Here is a 16,253-nt window from a genome sequence, read left to right as displayed (position 1 = left end):
CGATTTGATTTCTGTGTCAAAATTCTATGCGGGAATTGCTAACACGGTGCTGCCAAAGCCGCTTAAGGGTTCGTTAATTCTGAGTGGCGGCCGCCAGTTCGTCGACCTCCTCGTCGGTGAACACGCGGCTGCGCGTGAGGAAGCGCAGGCCCTCGGGCGCCTCCAGGGTGAAGCCGTGGCCGCGGCCCGGCACCACGTCGATGGTGAGCTGCGTGTGCTTCCAATATTCGAACTGGTCGGCGTCCATGTACATCGGGCAGCCGCCGATGTCGCCGAGATAGACGTCGTTGCCGCCGACCTTGAACTCGCCATGGACGTAGCACATCGGCGCCGAGCCGTCGCAGCAGCCGCCAGACTGATGGAACATCAGCGGCCCATGCTTCTCTTTCAGCCGCTCGATCAATTCGAGCGTCGCCTCCGTCGCCAGCACTCGCTCAACCATCAAGGCCTCCATAGCGGACCAACGCCACAGCATACTCCAGCTTGTTCATCGCTATCTAGGCTATGCCGAAGATATCTATCTTAAGCTGCTCATAAACGCCTGTGCCCGGCTTCACTAAGGGCGCCAACGTGCTACGAGCAAACGCCATCTGATCGTTACCGACAGCTGTCAGCTTTAAGATTCGCCTCGCCTCCGAATAGATTGTCCGGCGGCGGATTTGATGTCGTCGGGTGCATTGCCTCGCCCGACGCTTGCGGTAATCGCCCTTTGCTTCTCCGCGATCAGGGTTGCAGCTTCGCTTGCTTTTCCCACCGAGGTGCACAACGCGTTCAAAACTTCATCGTCATAGAGATAAGACTCGATATTGCGGCGGCTTAACGTAGTGATCCCCTCGGAAGCCATCTTGGAAACGTCTGCTGGAGCGTGATCATCTCGATCAATCAATCTCCGCACTCTAATCCCAGAGGCCATTTTGGGTAGCGCGGCCACGAATCCTAACCTATCGGCCGCTACATCCTTGGCGTTTCCGCCGGCTATGAATTTCACATCCGGCATCTCTTCCCCGAATATCGTGTTGAAGACGGTCGCATCGTGTTCAGCGTTTTTGCCGGGTATTGCCCCTCCGGGATTGCCTTCGCAGATCACGACTTCTCTGGGCGCTACTAGGTTGGCGAGGTCATCCAATGCAACGGCCAGCACCCGCTCCCAAAATTGGCGTGTTGGCCGCGAGGGAGTAATAATTACCGGTTTGTCGAAGTCGTGATCACCAAAATCCAGAAAGGCTACGGTTCCGGGAAATTTCGCGTAAAGGTCTCGAGCCTTGCTCATCATGCCAATGGAGTGGGTGGCTACCCACAACTGCGAAGCGCCAGGAACGAGGTTATAGAGTTCTTCAAGTAGGGCTCCTTGAAGTCGGCTGTTCATGTGAGCGTCAGGTTCATCGATGCAATAGACTGCATCCCCGTAAACATCCCTTTTTACAATGACGTCGAGGATTAGGTCGAAGGCAGCCTTTTCCCCTCCAGATAGGTTCTTATACTCAAAAGCCTTCGAGCCGCCTTTGTCGAACCTGAATGTTCCGTGATCGAGCGGATTGCCTAGGCTGTTTAAAATTAGATCAGGAAAGAGTCTCTTGATCGAATCCCTGATGTTGCCGACCACGCGCTCGCGAAAGTCCCCGATGGTGGTTGTGGGCGACTCCCGGTCAAAAACGTCTTCAAAAGCTTGAGAGGCAAGTCGCTGATAATTTTGAGTTACCGTTGCGTCCCCTTCGATCATGCGACGAAAGCGAAACTCATCGACGGCGGGTCCCACTCGGTCCAGACGGTTCAGCGTAAACTCGGGATCATTGCGGTATGCCGTGCGAAAATAGAAGGCCTCCTTCCGCAGGGGGTCCGAACCTGGATAAACCGCAACTTTTGTTCGCTTCTGGATTTCAAGTTGCAGGTTCGAAAGTTTGGAATAATAGCTGAGGTCGCCCTTCCAGCTGTGGTGCGCGTTAATTTGGTGCCAGAGGGCGAACGCATCAAATAAAGACGATTTCCCCGAGCCATTTGGTCCAGCAAGCACCACGAGTCGAACCGTGTCCGGGATATCTCTTATCTCCAGTTGGGTGAAACGTCGAAAGTGATCCAGGCGGACCAGCAAAATCCTCAACTCTCGTTCCTCCATTTTTGCTCTGTGGCGAGCAAGTCTCTGTACGCGAGCATCGCAAGCTAAAAGACAGGAAGAAGAAGAATAGGAACGTCGACGTGGGGATCGTGAGGATTGCAGGTTCCATCACTCAGGGATGCCCCAGAGGTAATGGTCCCTATGCCGCGTTCATGTCAAGAGCACGCGCCGGGTGGGGGCTCAGCTTATCCTCCTCGCCATGCCGGGTCGAGCCCGGCGATGACGAGGTCAAACAGTTTAAGACGCCGCGCCTAGAAGAAGCCCATCGCCTTCGGGCTATAGCTCACCAGCACGTTCTTGGTCTGCTGGTAGTGGTCGAGCATCATCTTGTGGTTTTCACGCCCGATGCCCGACTTCTTATAACCGCCGAACGCCGCGTGAGCCGGATAGAGGTGGTAGCAGTTGGTCCACACTCGGCCGGCCTGGATGCCGCGGCCGAACCGGTAGGCCCGGTTGATGTCGCGAGTCCACACGCCGGCGCCGAGGCCGTACAGCGTGTCGTTGGCGATCTCGAGCGCCTCGTCCTCGTCCTCGAAGGTGGTGACCGACAGCACCGGGCCGAAGATTTCCTCCTGGAAGATGCGCATCTTGTTGTGGCCCTGGAACACCGTGGGCTGCATGTAGTAGCCCTCGGCGAGGTCGCCGTTCAGCTTGTTGCGCTCGCCGCCAGTCAAGAGCTTGGCGCCTTCCTTCTGGCCGATGTCGACATACGACAGGATCTTCTCCAGCTGATCGTTGGAGGCCTGCGCCCCGATCATGGTGTCGGCGTCAAGCGGGTTGCCCTGCTTCACCTTCTCGACGCGCTTGATCGCCTTCTCCATGAAGCGGTCGTAGATCGACTTCTGCACCAGCGCCCGCGACGGGCAGGTGCAGACCTCGCCCTGATTCAGCGCGAACATGGTGAAGCCTTCGAGCGTCTTGTCGAAGAAGTCGTCGTCCTCTTGCATGACGTCGGCGAAGAAGATGTTCGGCGACTTGCCGCCGAGCTCCAGCGTCACTGGGATCAGGTTCTCAGTAGCATATTGCATGATCAGACGGCCGGTCGTGGTCTCTCCGGTAAAGGCGATCTTGGCGATGCGCTTGTTCTGGGCGAGCGGCTTGCCGGCTTCCACGCCGAAGCCGTTGACGATGTTGAGCACGCCGGGCGGCAGCAGATCGCCGACGAGATCCATCAGCACCATGATCGACATGGGCGTCTGCTCGGCCGGCTTCAGCACCACGCAGTTGCCGGCCGCAAGTGCCGGTGCAAGCTTCCACGCCGCCATCAGGATCGGGAAGTTCCACGGGATGATCTGACCGACCACGCCGAGCGGCTCGTGATAGTGATAGGCGACCGTGTCGTGATCGAGCTCGCCAAGCGTGCCTTCCTGGGCGCGCACGCACGCGGCGAAATAGCGGAAGTGGTCGATGGCGAGGGGGATGTCGGCGAGCCGCGTCTCGCGGATCGGCTTGCCGTTGTCGATGGTCTCGACCGCGGCGATCAGCTCGAGATTTTCCTCCATGCGGTCGGCGATCTTGTTGAGGATGGCGGCGCGCTGGGCTGGCGCCATCTTGCCCCACCCCTCGCGCGCCTTATGCGCGGCGTCGAGCGCAAGCTCGACGTCGGCCGCCTGCGAGCGGGCGATCTGGCACACCGGCTTGCCGGTGATGGGGCTGATATTGTCGAAATATCGTCCGTCCACCGGGGCGACCCAGTCGCCGCCGATGAAGTTGTCGTAGCGGGGCCGCAAGGCCGCCCGCGAATTCAGGGTCTCGATGACCTGGTGCAGCATGGAACTCCTCCCTTAGGGACTGTCACTTATGGTTATTTCTCATCAATCTGATCCCCGGCATTGACCTGGGTCAAGGGGGACTTGCCGCCCCTGGAACCGGACCGGCGCGAGGGCGTTCATTTCCAGGCAATTACCTGGGAGGAGTTGTCATGGCTGGTGAACGCACACAGAGCGGGCCCAACGCGGTGCTCGTCGTTCTGCTCGCCATCGCCCTGATCGGCCTTGGTGTTCTCGGCTATCTCTACTACCGCCAGCAGCAGGAGGTGGTGAAGATCGACGTGCCCGGCTTCTCCGGCGAGATCACCAAGGACAAGGGCGTCGACATCGAGATCGGCAAGGACCGGGACCAGCCCCGGCCTTAGCCGTCACGGGATGAGAACCGCCGCGCCGGTCAATTCACCTTTGCGCAAGCGCTGTAGCGCTTCATTGGCGTCCGCAAGCTTCATCGGCACCACCCGCGTCAATATCCCCGGAGGGTCGACATGGCTCAAAGCTCGATTTGATCGTCGGGTTCAATGCGCGCGGGCAGCGGCTCTCGAGGAAGTTTTCGTTCGGGGGCAGGCGGATCGTCGTTAGTCTTTTCCTCACCGCTGGTCCCGTCTTCCCCCGGAACCTTTGCCCCTGGTGCGCCGTGTGCATCGAGCACAGCCCGCACGAAATAGAATCTGAGGGGCACGAAGTAGGTAGCTCCGTGGGAGTAGTCAAAGCGTTTGCGGTCAGGCCGACCCTGCTGCTTCGGCTCCACGATACCTTTCTCGCTATTGCTGGTTGCTACCAAGATCGCCAGTATCGCTGGTTCTGTAACATTTGTATCGAGCAACGCGCCACCAGAGGCTCCCGCCGAAGCATCGCAGTCCGTGCCCCAAAGGAGAGGATGTGCAGTTCTATTAAAGATATTACATTCGGCAATAACCTTCTCGCGTCCGGCGCTAAACTCCTCAGCTAAGGCAAACACTGCCCATCCTCGCGGGGCAGACTCATTCTCCGCCTGTTGGCAATTTGGTAGGGCTTTACATCCTCGACGGCTTGCTCAAGTTTCAAGACTAGCCAATCGTCCGTTCGATAGAATTTGTCGGGACATCGCAACCCTGTCGCAATCAATTCAGAGACGCGCACCGGCTTTCGCCCGCTGAGCTGAAACGTACATTGCTCTGGCTCAGATAGTCTCTGACACTCGTCATTCCACAGGGCATGTCCGGCGGCGGTTATTACGTCGTTCCATACAGTGAGCTGAGCCGTGGATAATGTTTTTCCGTTGCATTCGAGTTTCCCAGTAGCGGCAAAGAGCCGCTGAACCTCTTCCAAACTTAACCCGTGTTCTTCGGCGAACTGCTGTTCGGTGCGACTGTCGGCTCCATCAACGATATGAGCAGTCAAGGGAACGATCGGGGTCGAACCGATGGCAAGGCCAAGGGCAGCAACTCGAAGTAAGCCGCTGGGTAGCCGAGGGATGGTTATTGCCGGAAAACGGCTGCACCCTGTCATGCGGTCTGGCTCCAATTCACTCATTGATCGATGCGATGTCATCGGCGCGCCCCGCAGACGGTGTCGGCGCTCCCAATGATGGACAGCGGATCTCTGGCAGTTGGGAGGTACCGATACATCAGCCCCATAACTCAGTCTAAGGCCGCGTTGGTCGGCCAACCCAAAGCTCCAGCGGTCCCGTAATATCACTCACCGGAAATAATCTCGAATGTCTGCGAGTGACCGCGCCGCGCGTACGATTGTTCTCTGGTCAAGATGGATTTCAAACTGAGTATCTCCACCAACTTCCTTGAGAATTAACATTCCATCATTGCTAGCCATTTCCGCGAAATGGCCTTTTCCGTTGTGGAGCCAGCCGGAACTGGTCTTTTCCAAGATCCCTGACTGTATGGTGTCACCCCGGACACTATATTCGATGAACTCGCCTTCTGCTCCTGAGGCCGCCTTCACCGCTTGTAGAAACTCGCCGTGCAGCATGACCCAATAGGTCTTACGTAGAATCGAAAACGGCCACTTCGCGCAGTTATCGGGATTTACAAAAATATGCGCGGCCGTCGTCACGACGTCACCCCACGCGGTCAACTGCGCTGATCCAACAGCTTTTCCCCCGCACTCAACGACGCCCGTCGCGGCGTAGCGCCCGCGTACCTCGTCGAGGCTGAGCCCGTGCTCCTTGGCGTATTCCTCCTCGGTGCGGTAGTCGAGCTCGCCGATCACGAGTGCATTTATGGGCCATACCGCCAAAACCAAGAATCCCAACGCCGCCGCAATCGATGTGAGACCGTATCGCATCGCTATTCAATCGGTGTTGGTGATGACAAAGGTCCAGCGCCACTCACTGGACATGATCTCAAATGCCTCGAGCTGTTGTGGCCTTCGTGCGAACCTCTCATATCTTAATCCTATGGTAGCCCCTTAGTTCATCGGGGTTATGTCATAGAGAACTTCCCAGCCGCTACCGGTGGCCTTGAAGATGCGATTTTCGTTCGTGTCGATCTTCAGTTTTGTTCCGATGCTTTCTTCGGTGAGAATGATTGAGCCGGAGTCGATGCTCTCCTTGTATCGCTTGTTTTGTCCCGGATCCCACCACGAGCTTTTGTCCGTCTTTACGATGCGTCCGACCTCCGGAGGATTCCCTGGACCGCGGTAGTCGATGATCATCTGAGAGATCGAAAACGCGGGGTGAGGTGATTCGGAAACCGCGGCGGCGGAGGTGTCCGGGATGGCACTACGGATAGGACGGCCCATGACCAAGTCGAGAAAGTCAAAGTCGATCGCCACGAAGGCAGTGCCGCTGCCCCGCTCCTCGCTGTAATCCTCGCCATCGACGTCTGCCGGACCGCCTCTGCTAACGACGGCCTTCGGGTAACGGCGTCCACCCATATCAGCAAACAGAAGCCCTCCGGAAGCGCCATTGCCACCGTCGCAATCCGTATAGTAGACTGTGGGCTTCGGATTGGATGGCCTTATAGCCCTCTTTATGTGACACAGTTGGGCCACCGGCAGATCGTACCTCGGGGCAATCGGCAAGCCGTCCTCACCCAACATGCCTTCCGGATAAGCGGAGATGACCAAGACCTCCTGGCCGGGCTCGAGCACCGTTTCGGTCTCGTCTAGAGGATAGGGCTTCGTACAACCCTTGGGCCGCTTCTTCGGCGTCGCCGAGAGGCCGTCCTGCGTTGCATCCGCCTTCCAGCTTTTTCTCAGCGCCAGTTCGGCCGCATCGACCGAGACCTCGATGAACTCCCTTGGATATTTGAAATTGTAGATGCGGCAACCCGCTCGGTGAGGATACGGCTTGCCCTCGCGGTTCATGAAGAGATGACTCGTGGTCGCGATCTTGCCCGCCTCGCCGGCGATGGTGCCTGACAATGGGCGTACTTTGTCGGGGCAATCGACCACGACGTTACAGGCGAGAGCTTGCTCGTATTCCTCCGGCGTCAGGCCGAGCTCGGCGGCGACCTCGGGCGTGAGATAGCGCCGGCTCTCCTCGCCGACGATGTTGGCCGCCACCGGCAGAACGCCGACCACCATCAGAGCCGCAGCGAGAACGTAGCGGGTCGGCATAAAAGCCAACGCCGCTGAGCCACTCGCTGACATGACCTCAAATACTTGCGAGCTGTTGTGGCCTTCGTGCGAACCTCTCATATCTTAATCCTATGGTAGCCCCTTAGTTCATCGGGGTTATGTCATAGAGAACTTCCCAGCCGCTACCGGTGGCCTTGAAGATGCGATTTTCGTTCGTGTCGATCTTCAGTTTTGTTCCGATGCTTTCTTCGGTGAGAATGATTGAGCCGGAGTCGATGCTCTCCTTGTATCGCTTGTTTTGTCCCGGATCCCACCACGAGCTTTTGTCCGTCTTTACGATGCGTCCGACCTCCGGAGGATTCCCTGGACCGCGGTAGTCGATGATCATCTGAGAGATCGAAAACGCGGGGTGAGGTGATTCGGAAACCGCGGCGGCGGAGGTGTCCGGGATGGCACTACGGATAGGACGGCCCATGACCAAGTCGAGAAAGTCAAAGTCGATCGCCACGAAGGCAGTGCCGCTGCCCCGCTCCTCGCTGTAATCCTCGCCATCGACGTCTGCCGGACCGCCTCTGCTAACGACGGCCTTCGGGTAACGGCGTCCACCCATATCAGCAAACAGAAGCCCTCCGGAAGCGCCATTGCCACCGTCGCAATCCGTATAGTAGACTGTGGGCTTCGGATTGGATGGCCTTATAGCCCTCTTTATGTGACACAGTTGGGCCACCGGCAGATCGTACCTCGGGGCAATCGGCAAGCCGTCCTCACCCAACATGCCTTCCGGATGAGCGGAGATGACCAAGACCTCATGGCCGGGCTCGAGCACCGTTTCGGTCTCGTCTAGAGGATAGGGCTTCGTACAGCCCTTGGGCCGCTTCTTCGGCGTCGCAGAGAGGCCATCCTGCGTCATATCCGCCTTCCAGCTTTTTCTCAGCGCCAGTTCGGCAGCGTCGACCGAGACCTCGATGAAATCCCTTGGATATTTGAAATTGTGGATGCGGCAACCCGCTCGGTGAGGATGCGGCTTGCCCTCGGGGTTCATGAAGAGATGACTCCCGGTCGCGATCTTGCCCGCCTCGCCGGCGATGGCGCCTGACGTTGGGTTTTTTTTGTCGGGGCAATCGACCACGACGTTACAGGCGAGCGCCTGCTCGTATTCCTCCGGCGTCAGGCCGAGCTCGGCCGCCACCTCGGGCGTGAGATAGCGCCGGTTCTCCTCGCCAACGATGTTGGCCGTTGCGGGAAGTATGGCGAGTGTGCCGATGAGTGGGAATAAGGTGAGGCGCCACAGGCGGTGCCAGAGACCAAGAGGGCGTCGAGGGTGGACCATGGGCCGCGTAGCTCACGACGGGCTGTTGTGGTGCAAGACTATCCTACACAACCGCGCTTCGCTCAAGACGGATCGTGGCGGCGGTTAGCCTGCGAGGCGGTTGTAGGCGACGCGCCTTCGACCGTCGGCCTCGCGCGCTGCTACTGATTCTGGGGGCCCTGCCGATTTGACCGCGTTCAGGAAATCTCCTTGAAGAACGACGTAATAGCTCGCCCACTTGCCCTCGAGGTAAGGCTTTGCCTTGCGACGCCCTGATTGGATCGCGACGTTCGTTCCTATGGTAGCCCCTTAGTTCATCGGGGTTATGTCATAGAGAACTTCCCGGGACGAGCCCCGGCCTTAGCCGTCACGGGATCAGCACCGCCGCGCCGGTCAATTCGCCCCGGCGCAAGCGCTGAAGCGCTTCGTTCGCCTCGGATAGCTTCATCCGCACCACCCGCGTCTCTACTGGGATGGTGGGCGCCAGCGCCAGGAATTCGCGCGCGTCGTCGCGGGTGAGATTGGCCACAGAGCGCAGCACCCGCTCCTCCCACAGGATGTCGTAGGGGAAGGCCGGGATGTCGCTCATATGGATGCCGCCGCATACCACGACTCCGCCTTTGCGTGACGCGCGGAGCGCCGCCGGCACGAGCGTCCCCACCGGCGCGAAGATGATGGCGGCGTCGAGCTCTTGTGGCGGCATCTCGTCGGACCCTCCGGCCCACACCGCCCCGAGCTCGCGGGCAAACTCCTGCGCCGCCGTGTCACCGGGGCTGGTAAAGGCAAAGACCTCATACCCTTTTGCCCGCGCTACCTGTGCCACAATGTGTGCCGCCGCGCCGAAGCCATAAATGCCGAGCCGCTTGGTCTCGCCTGTGAGAGCCTCCTCCGCCATCTTCAGTGAGCGATAGCCGATCAGCCCAGCGCACAAGAGCGGCGCGGCCTCGGCGTCCGAATAGCCCTCCGGCAGCGTGAAGCAATAGCGTGCGTCGGCCACCGTCCAGCCCGCATAGCCGCCGTCGATCTGGTAGCCGGTGAAGCGCGGGTGATCGCAGAGATTCTCGTGCTCCTCGCGGCAATGGCGGCAGGTGCCGTCGGTATAGCCGAGCCACGGCACGCCCACCCGGTCGCCAACAGCGAAGCCTTCCACGTTCGCGCCCAGTGCCTCCACCCGCCCGACGATCTCGTGCCCTAGCACGAGCGGCAGCTTCGGATCGGACAGCTCGCCGTCGACGATGTGCAGGTCCGTGCGGCACACGCCGCAGGCCAGTACCTTGAGGAGGATTTGGTCTGGTCCCGGCTCTGGCACCTTCAGCTCCACCGCCTTGAGGGGCCGCCCCGCCGCTTCCAGCACCATGGCCTGCATGGTCAAAGGCGGCATCGTCAGGCCGCGCCGGCGAGCTTGGCCGCGCGGTCGAGCAGCGTCTTTTCCAATTTGCCGATCCAGCCGGCGTCCTCGCCGCGGCCTTCCCGCATCTCGCGGATCAGGCCGAGATTGCGTGAAGTGGTCTCGAGCTCCCACGGCGCCCGCGCCACCGCGAGCGCCTCGCCGAGCTTCTCCCCCGCGTCGTCGGCGTCGCGCGCCAGCACGGCAAGTTCGAGCAGGGTCGCATGGTCCCAATAGTCCGGATCGCGGGCGATCTTGCGGCGCGCCGAGTAGCGCACCACCGGCAGGATCGCCGCCTGGCGCGGGTCCGGCTTCGCCATCATCTCCATCAAGGTCACGGCGTTGACGCCGGGATAGGCGTCACGCCAATCGGCCTCGAAGCCGGCGAGATAGGTGTCGACGGCGCTTCTGAGCAGGGCGGGCGCCTCAGGCAGGTCGTCCTTTTTGGCCTTGTCCCAGCGGTCCTTGTACACCCGGCCAAGCAGCCCGTTGGTCTCGCTCGACGCCCCGAATTCGGCGATCACCTCGCGCAGGACGGTCTCCGCCTCGGCCGAGCGGCCCTCGCGGTTCAGGGCGAAGGCGAGCTGCTCGCGCATCATCTTGGCGCGTTGCAGTGGCGCCGGCATGCGCCCGTAAAGCGCGATCATCGCGCCGTGGGCTTTGACCTCGCGCAGCGACAGGAACAGATCGACCATGACCCCGGTCTCGATCTCAAGCAGATTGGCCGAGGATAGCTCCACCGCGATCTTCTGGACCTCGCCGGCCGCCTTATCCTTCTGCGCCCGCGCCACCGCCAGCCGGTCCTTGTACTTCTTCGTGTAATCGTGGCTCTTGCGGAAAATGTCAGTGCTGGCGTGGTCCACTTCCCAGCGCGGCACGCCGTCGACCAGCTGGAAGATCGGGCTGTCGTCGAGCGGGTTGCCGCGCGCCGCGATCAATTGCTTGGCGATCGCCGCGATGGTCGTCTCCGCGTCGACCGGCTCGCCGCTCTGGTCGGTCCTGTAGGCGATGCCGCGCACCAGCGCGATGTCGAACGGCAGCACCGTTCCCTCGGCGAACACGATCACCGTGGAACGCGGCCGCATCGCGTGGCGAATGCCAAGCTCGTAGAACACGTTGGGATTGGCGCCGGTGATGTCGGCGACGGCGTAGTGGCACAGCATCAGCCGCTCGAACATCGGCTTGTGGATGGTGCCGCCGATCTTCTCCTCGTCGGCGCGGATCGGCTCAAGCCCCGCGCGGTCGATCGCCGGCGCGATGACTTGGCTATATACGGAATCGAAATTGGTCAGCCGCGCCGCCGCGTCGAGCTTCTTGCCGAACGGCATCAGCACGAAGCAGAGCGGCGCGAGCTGATCCGTGTCGTCCATCGTCATTTACTGCACGCCGCTCAGGATCGCCGCTTGTACGGCGGCGTCGGGATTGCCGAGCCACTGGCGCTGATCGCCGCCGCTGATCAAAAGCCCCCAGGCCTGCCGCCCGGCCGGCGCGAACAGCACGTAGAGCTGGTTGTCGCCGCAATCATGCGCCTTGCACACCCAGGCGAGCGTGTAGGGTTCCCCGCCGACGCTGACCTTGGTCGACGGCGACGACGGGCCGTCGAAATCCTCGGCGTAGGCCGCGACCCAATCGGGCACCGCCTCGCCGTTGAGCATGCCGTTCCACGCGGCGCGATAGGCGCCGTCGCCGAGGAGATCGAAGAGATAAGGACCTTCATTCTGCGCCAGCGCCGGCGCGGCGCCAAAAATCACAAAAGCAAGCAGCAATCTGGCGAGCATTGACGTGACTCCGTCGTCGAAGTGAGGACAGGACGGTATCACAAGCGCCGTTCCGGCGACGGCCGAAGTGCGAACCTATTCGAGGACGCTCAGGATGGCCTGTTGGATGCGCTCGTCCGGCTTGCCGAGCCAGATGAGGCCGCCGCCGCCGACCAGGAGTCCCCAGGCATCCCGCGCCCCGGGCCCGAACAGCACATAGAGCTGATCGGTCTCGCATGCGTTGGCTTTGCAGGTGAACCCGAGCGTGTAGGTCTCGCCGTCGAGCGGCACCGAGATCGTCGGGATCGGCGGCCCGTCCAGGGTCTTGACGTAGTCGCCGACCCATTGCGGCAGGGTCTCTCCCGCCACCATGCTTTGCCAGGCGTAGACATAGCCCGACTGCTTCATCAGCTCGGCGAGAACCGGGCCCTTTGGCTTCTCAGCGGCAGCTTCCGGCGCCTTCGCCTGCTCCCCGGCGGGGACCGGCTCCTTTGGTGGCTCCTCGGCGAGGGCAGGCGCCGCCGCGGCCAGCAGCAGGACGAGCAACGATCTGGCGAGCATCCAAAAAACTCCGTCAGTCTTGGGCGAGGCGAACGTCTCGCATCCCCAGGCTGCGCCGGCTTCGCCTAGGCGAGCAAGATGACGATATTATAACGGCTGCGCCTAGTGGCGGACGAGGGGCCAGCCCTGAAAGCTCCGGCGGAGCGCCGCCACAGGCGCCTCTGGCGCCTGCTCATAGGCGCCCGACGGCTTGGCGTGCGCGCGCGCCACGAGGTGCCGCGCCGGCACTGGCGCCGAGACGCCCCACAGCGCCTGGAACGACAGCCGCGCCAGCTCTGCCGCGTCGGCCGACTCCAGATCGAACAGCACGAGCGGGTTGCGCTTGTCGGCGTCGCGCCGCATGGCGTCGCCCGACCAGCACATGGAGCTGCCATAGGTCGCTTGCTCATGGGCGTTGAGCAGGCGGGGGTTGCGCGCCCAGCGGATCAGCCGGCTCGCGGGCTCCTCCGGCGAAAGCTCCGACAACGCGGCGAACAACTGGCGGAGGTCGTCCTGTGGCTCGAGCTTGGCGAGGATCGCTTGTGCGCCGACCCGCGCGCCAACCAGCGTATCCTTCATGGCGATCAGAGCGCGCGCCGGTGCCGAGTCTGCCGCGCGCAGGATCATGGTGCAGCGCCGCGCGCCGCACTCTTGGCCGCTCGCGCGCTCGACGAACAACGACATCGCTTCGAGATGCCGGTCCAACTCTGCCTGTCTGGAATCCCTCGAAACGTCCGAACCGACCGCAACGCGCATGCTTCCCCCTTGCATCTCGTGGAAGTGGCTGCCGGGCAGACGCTAGTGGCGCTTGGCCCTGTCCAGGTCATGCATAGCCCGGGCCGGGTTAAAGAAGGCTTGACCGCCGTCCATTTTCGCGACGCCAAAGGTTAACGTCTGCCCGGATGCAAAGTCCGAGCTGGTCCTTTCCTTTGGGGGTCGGTGGGCGAGGAAGAGAGGCGCGCGCCCGTCCTCGATCGTGGAACGGCCGCCGCTCCCATGCGCCCATCCGGGAATGAGTGAAGCGGCGAAATGTGTCCCCCTCGCGACGGGCAAATCTGCCAACGCGACTTGCCGCGGTCTTGTTGCAAATCTGTCACGAGAAGCCGCTAGCGTGCCGGCTCCTGATAATGCCCTGCCAAGCCCTGGTCCCCGATCGGTGACCGGGGCTTCTTTCTAGGGGCTGGCAGGCAGGATCTATCGTTGCACCGCCGGCGGAACAATCGCCGTCGCGTCACGTTAAGACCCTCGGCACCGGGAAAAGTCCCCCCCAACCCCCCCTTACCGGTGCTTGTCTGGAAATGAGTGCGGAAGCCCGGCTCCTCCCCCCGTGGGCCGGGCTTCCTTCCAAGCGTTCCGCTTGCCGTGACGGCGGGGCGGGGGAAAACCGGGGGTTGCGCCCGGAACCATCCGCATCGCCCGGCGTTCGGTTTTCTGGCAGCGGCGCCAGCGCTCATCCCATCCCTCCGACCTGCGCCGAGGCCTTAAGAGTAGCCTTAAGGAGTATCCTTGCGAGCCCGGCGCCCCCGCCGGGCTCCCTTTTTTGTGTAGCCCGGATAAGCGCAGCGCAATCCGGGTCCGCCAGCGGCGGGATAGGTAAGGAAAATTGACCTATTCTTAATAAACGGGTAATCGCAAATCAGGCAGACAGCCAGTAGGCATTGCTTGAGGAGAGATCACCAATGGAATTGGCGCGTGGAACGACATGAGTCGTTACGCTCTACGAGAGGTCGGAATAAAGGCCGCTCTAATCGACGATCTGTTTGAGACTGGTGCGGTTGACGACGCGTCGGTCATCGTGAATGAGATGCTGGTACCGGGCTGGCGCCGTCGCGCGGACCTGGTGCATGCGAACGGGCAACTTGTTGCATACGAGATCAAGTCGGAGGCCGATAGCTTGGCCCGGCTGCCTGGACAAATCGACAGCTTCACCCGTTGGTTTGAAGGTGTTGCTGTTGTTGTGGCTCCTAAGCACGTGCAAAACGTCTTGGCCAGCATCGAAGATGGCGTTGGCGTATTCACTGCGTCTGTAGAAGAGGGAGCTGTCTCTATTCGCCGGGTTCGTCCGATCAGGCTTGCTTCACTCGGGAGAGAGGCCGCGCTGCGGCACATGTCAACTGCTGACTTGGGGCGCGTAGCGAAGTCTCAGGGATTGACCAGCCGCGCATGCGGCCACCGCCAAACCTTGGAGGTTATTGTTTCCGAGCTACCGCTTGCATCTCTACGAATTGCGGCGATAGAGGCGATCAAGCGGCGACACTCCCGTACTTATGACCGCTTTTTATCGGCGAGATCGTGTGTCGGCACGAGTATAGCAATGGCGAGTCTGCGAAAGTCAGCTTGGGGTAGCTACTCGTCCTGATCTTCATCATTCGGAATGCCAGGATCAAAATCGAGTTGACGTAAAATGTGCATGTTCACGCGTGCCGCAATCCAAGGTCCCGGTGCTCCCATACCTGTGAGGTCACCTGCTTTCGCGGCCGCGATTTTTTGTGCACCCCACGACTGTTCCACTAAAGCTTTATCCCACTGAGGCAGGTCTGTTATCTCCTGAGCGCACTTCTTCCATCCACCGTCATCGTCGCGGTAGCGCCTGAACGTCCAGGTTGTAGCCGTGGGATAGTCGATGCGTGGGACGTAAAGGCTTTTCTGCGGCGCGAAGGCAATTGGATGAATAGAGGCATAATCGCCATAGATCACGTCTGTCGTTGACGCGACAGACGCATGAAAGCTTCGCTCGTAAATTTCGAGCGTTGCCCCAGCGTCACCGTAAGACGCCGCCGCCTGAGGATAGCTGGACCCTATTAGTGCTATAACCGCGTCGTTATTAACTTCCCGAAGGCCGGCGATCAGGTTGGTCGCCTTGTCGGCTAGCTCAGACGAGGCTCCACGCACGTACTGATAGTCCAGTATGACAAGCAGATTTTTCGCATCATCTATCGATGAAAGAACGTTCGATAAGACCTCGAGATCGCTGCTGGGGTTACGTGATCTGATCGCGATTTGGCCGAAGCTCTGCTCCAACTTAAGTGCTTGTTGGATAATGGGACGCTTGCCACCACTCGCTCTTACCAGGACGGATGGGATGACATTGGGTATGCTAGCAACGTGTTTCCTCCAAGCACCGTAGTCTTGATCAGGATCATACAGCGTTTGGGCGTCGTCGCACCGGTAATATACCGAAGGTTCGACATCTAAAATGAATGGGCCGCCATCAAGTAGCTTGGCTACAGTTTCAATTACGGCTGCTGCAGTGGTTGTTTTCTGGTACTTTGCTAAAGCGATTATTGGAATGATTTTTGACTTTGTTTCTTTATCGAGCTCCGTGTGGCCACGCATCTCCCATAGTCTGGAGCGTAGGGCTGGATAGTATTGATAGTCGGTGAAATTCTTCGGCATCCTGAACCCCCGTTCACGAAATGCTCCGGCGCATATGTTCATGATACGTTCTAAAATGGCTGCTCATAGGCTCCTTGTCAACCACCCAATACTTAGAAAATAGGCCTCGCCTCCTATCGGGAAAATATTCCTAGACCTCCGCCTCTCTCCCCGCTACAATGCTCCCACCTCGTCCTTCTGAAGGGGCGTTGCTCTAGAGGCGTCTTGAGTGGCGGGACGGGGTGCGGCGCCTGCGGGCCTCGTACGCTGCGAGGCACTCGGGCCGCATCGGGGCTCCCCCCGGGGCCACCACGGGCCCCTGTCAGGAGCTGACTGACCGCCCGGAGCCCATCGCCGGCCAACGGAAAGCGGGGCCCGATGCCGAGTAAGACGCCGCGAGTGGCGCGCCGGAAGGCGCCCGCGTGTCCTCGCAAGGACACGACACCATTACGGACTGCGCCGTTCGGCGCGCCACCCCCCTCTGGAA

16 protein-coding genes are annotated in these 16,253 nt (G+C 60.6%); 2 read left to right on the top strand and 14 right to left on the bottom strand.

Features of this window, described 5'->3' with window-relative positions; translation table 11 throughout:
• Positions 1-73: 73 nt before the first annotated feature.
• The 3 genes from ACRECX_RS12590 to adh all read right to left on the bottom strand — a co-directional run bounded on the left by ACRECX_RS12590 (position 74) and on the right by adh (position 3,885).
• On the bottom strand, positions 74-442 hold the full coding sequence (locus ACRECX_RS12590; protein ID WP_431559184.1) for a DUF779 domain-containing protein: 369 nt from the start codon (positions 440-442) through the stop codon (positions 74-76).
• 174 nt (positions 443-616) lie between these two features.
• Complete coding sequence (locus tag ACRECX_RS12585) at positions 617-2,113, bottom strand: AAA family ATPase (protein ID WP_431559183.1); 1,497 nt, start codon at positions 2,111-2,113, stop codon at positions 617-619.
• A gap of 251 nt (positions 2,114-2,364) precedes the next feature.
• Positions 2,365-3,885, bottom strand: coding sequence for an aldehyde dehydrogenase (gene adh / locus ACRECX_RS12580; protein ID WP_431559182.1), 1,521 nt, complete (start codon positions 3,883-3,885; stop codon positions 2,365-2,367).
• A 149-nt stretch (positions 3,886-4,034) separates the two neighbouring features.
• On the opposite strand from adh, the gene ACRECX_RS12575 reads away from it, so the two are divergent.
• Positions 4,035-4,247, top strand: a complete 213-nt coding sequence (locus tag ACRECX_RS12575; RefSeq protein ID WP_431559181.1) for a hypothetical protein — start codon at positions 4,035-4,037, stop codon at positions 4,245-4,247.
• Positions 4,248-4,372: 125 nt separating this feature from the next.
• On the opposite strand, the gene ACRECX_RS12570 is transcribed toward ACRECX_RS12575, so the two are convergent.
• The 10 genes from ACRECX_RS12570 to ACRECX_RS12525 all read right to left on the bottom strand — a co-directional run bounded on the left by ACRECX_RS12570 (position 4,373) and on the right by ACRECX_RS12525 (position 13,147).
• Positions 4,373-4,840 carry a hypothetical protein gene (locus tag ACRECX_RS12570; protein ID WP_431559180.1) on the bottom strand — a complete coding sequence of 156 codons (468 nt, stop codon included), beginning with the start codon at positions 4,838-4,840 and terminating at the stop codon, positions 4,373-4,375.
• Positions 4,828-5,394, bottom strand: coding sequence for a hypothetical protein (locus tag ACRECX_RS12565; RefSeq protein ID WP_431559179.1), 567 nt, complete (start codon positions 5,392-5,394; stop codon positions 4,828-4,830). Before ACRECX_RS12565 ends, ACRECX_RS12570 begins: the two co-directional genes overlap by 13 nt.
• A 165-nt stretch (positions 5,395-5,559) precedes the next feature.
• Positions 5,560-6,162, bottom strand: a complete 603-nt coding sequence (locus tag ACRECX_RS12560; protein ID WP_431559178.1) for a hypothetical protein — start codon at positions 6,160-6,162, stop codon at positions 5,560-5,562.
• 123 nt (positions 6,163-6,285) lie between these two features.
• Positions 6,286-7,437, bottom strand: coding sequence for a hypothetical protein (locus tag ACRECX_RS12555; RefSeq protein ID WP_431559177.1), 1,152 nt, complete (start codon positions 7,435-7,437; stop codon positions 6,286-6,288).
• Positions 7,438-7,540: 103 nt separating this feature from the next.
• A complete protein-coding gene (locus ACRECX_RS12550; protein WP_431559176.1) occupies positions 7,541-8,587 on the bottom strand; it encodes a hypothetical protein in 1,047 nt (348 codons plus the stop codon).
• A gap of 487 nt (positions 8,588-9,074) precedes the next feature.
• Complete coding sequence (locus ACRECX_RS12545) at positions 9,075-10,073, bottom strand: zinc-dependent alcohol dehydrogenase family protein (protein ID WP_431559244.1); 999 nt, start codon at positions 10,071-10,073, stop codon at positions 9,075-9,077.
• A 17-nt stretch (positions 10,074-10,090) separates the two neighbouring features.
• Positions 10,091-11,470, bottom strand: coding sequence for a TRAFs-binding domain-containing protein (locus ACRECX_RS12540; protein WP_431559175.1), 1,380 nt, complete (start codon positions 11,468-11,470; stop codon positions 10,091-10,093).
• The gene (locus ACRECX_RS12535; RefSeq protein WP_431559174.1) at positions 11,471-11,872 is read right to left on the bottom strand and encodes an Ivy family c-type lysozyme inhibitor; all 402 of its coding nucleotides are present in this window, start codon (positions 11,870-11,872) and stop codon (positions 11,471-11,473) included.
• Between the two features lie 75 nt (positions 11,873-11,947).
• Entirely contained in the window at positions 11,948-12,412 is a 465-nt protein-coding gene (locus ACRECX_RS12530; RefSeq protein WP_431559173.1) for an Ivy family c-type lysozyme inhibitor, read from the bottom strand.
• 102 nt (positions 12,413-12,514) lie between these two features.
• A complete protein-coding gene (locus ACRECX_RS12525; RefSeq protein WP_431559172.1) occupies positions 12,515-13,147 on the bottom strand; it encodes a hypothetical protein in 633 nt (210 codons plus the stop codon).
• Positions 13,148-14,093: 946 nt separating this feature from the next.
• Between ACRECX_RS12525 and ACRECX_RS12520 the strand changes: the two genes are divergently transcribed.
• The gene (locus ACRECX_RS12520) at positions 14,094-14,750 is read left to right on the top strand and encodes a sce7726 family protein (protein ID WP_431559171.1); all 657 of its coding nucleotides are present in this window, start codon (positions 14,094-14,096) and stop codon (positions 14,748-14,750) included.
• Here ACRECX_RS12520 and ACRECX_RS12515 read toward each other — a convergent pair.
• Positions 14,738-15,787 carry a beta family protein gene (locus ACRECX_RS12515; RefSeq protein ID WP_431559170.1) on the bottom strand — a complete coding sequence of 350 codons (1,050 nt, stop codon included), beginning with the start codon at positions 15,785-15,787 and terminating at the stop codon, positions 14,738-14,740. The two genes, ACRECX_RS12520 and ACRECX_RS12515, sit on opposite strands and share 13 nt — an antisense overlap.
• Between the last annotated feature and the right edge of the window lie 466 nt (positions 15,788-16,253).

Origin of the sequence: Methyloceanibacter sp. (assembly GCF_050726195.1) — a bacterium.
Lineage (GTDB): Bacteria > Pseudomonadota > Alphaproteobacteria > Rhizobiales > Methyloligellaceae > Methyloceanibacter.
This window is presented reverse-complemented; position numbering and strand designations above follow the sequence as displayed.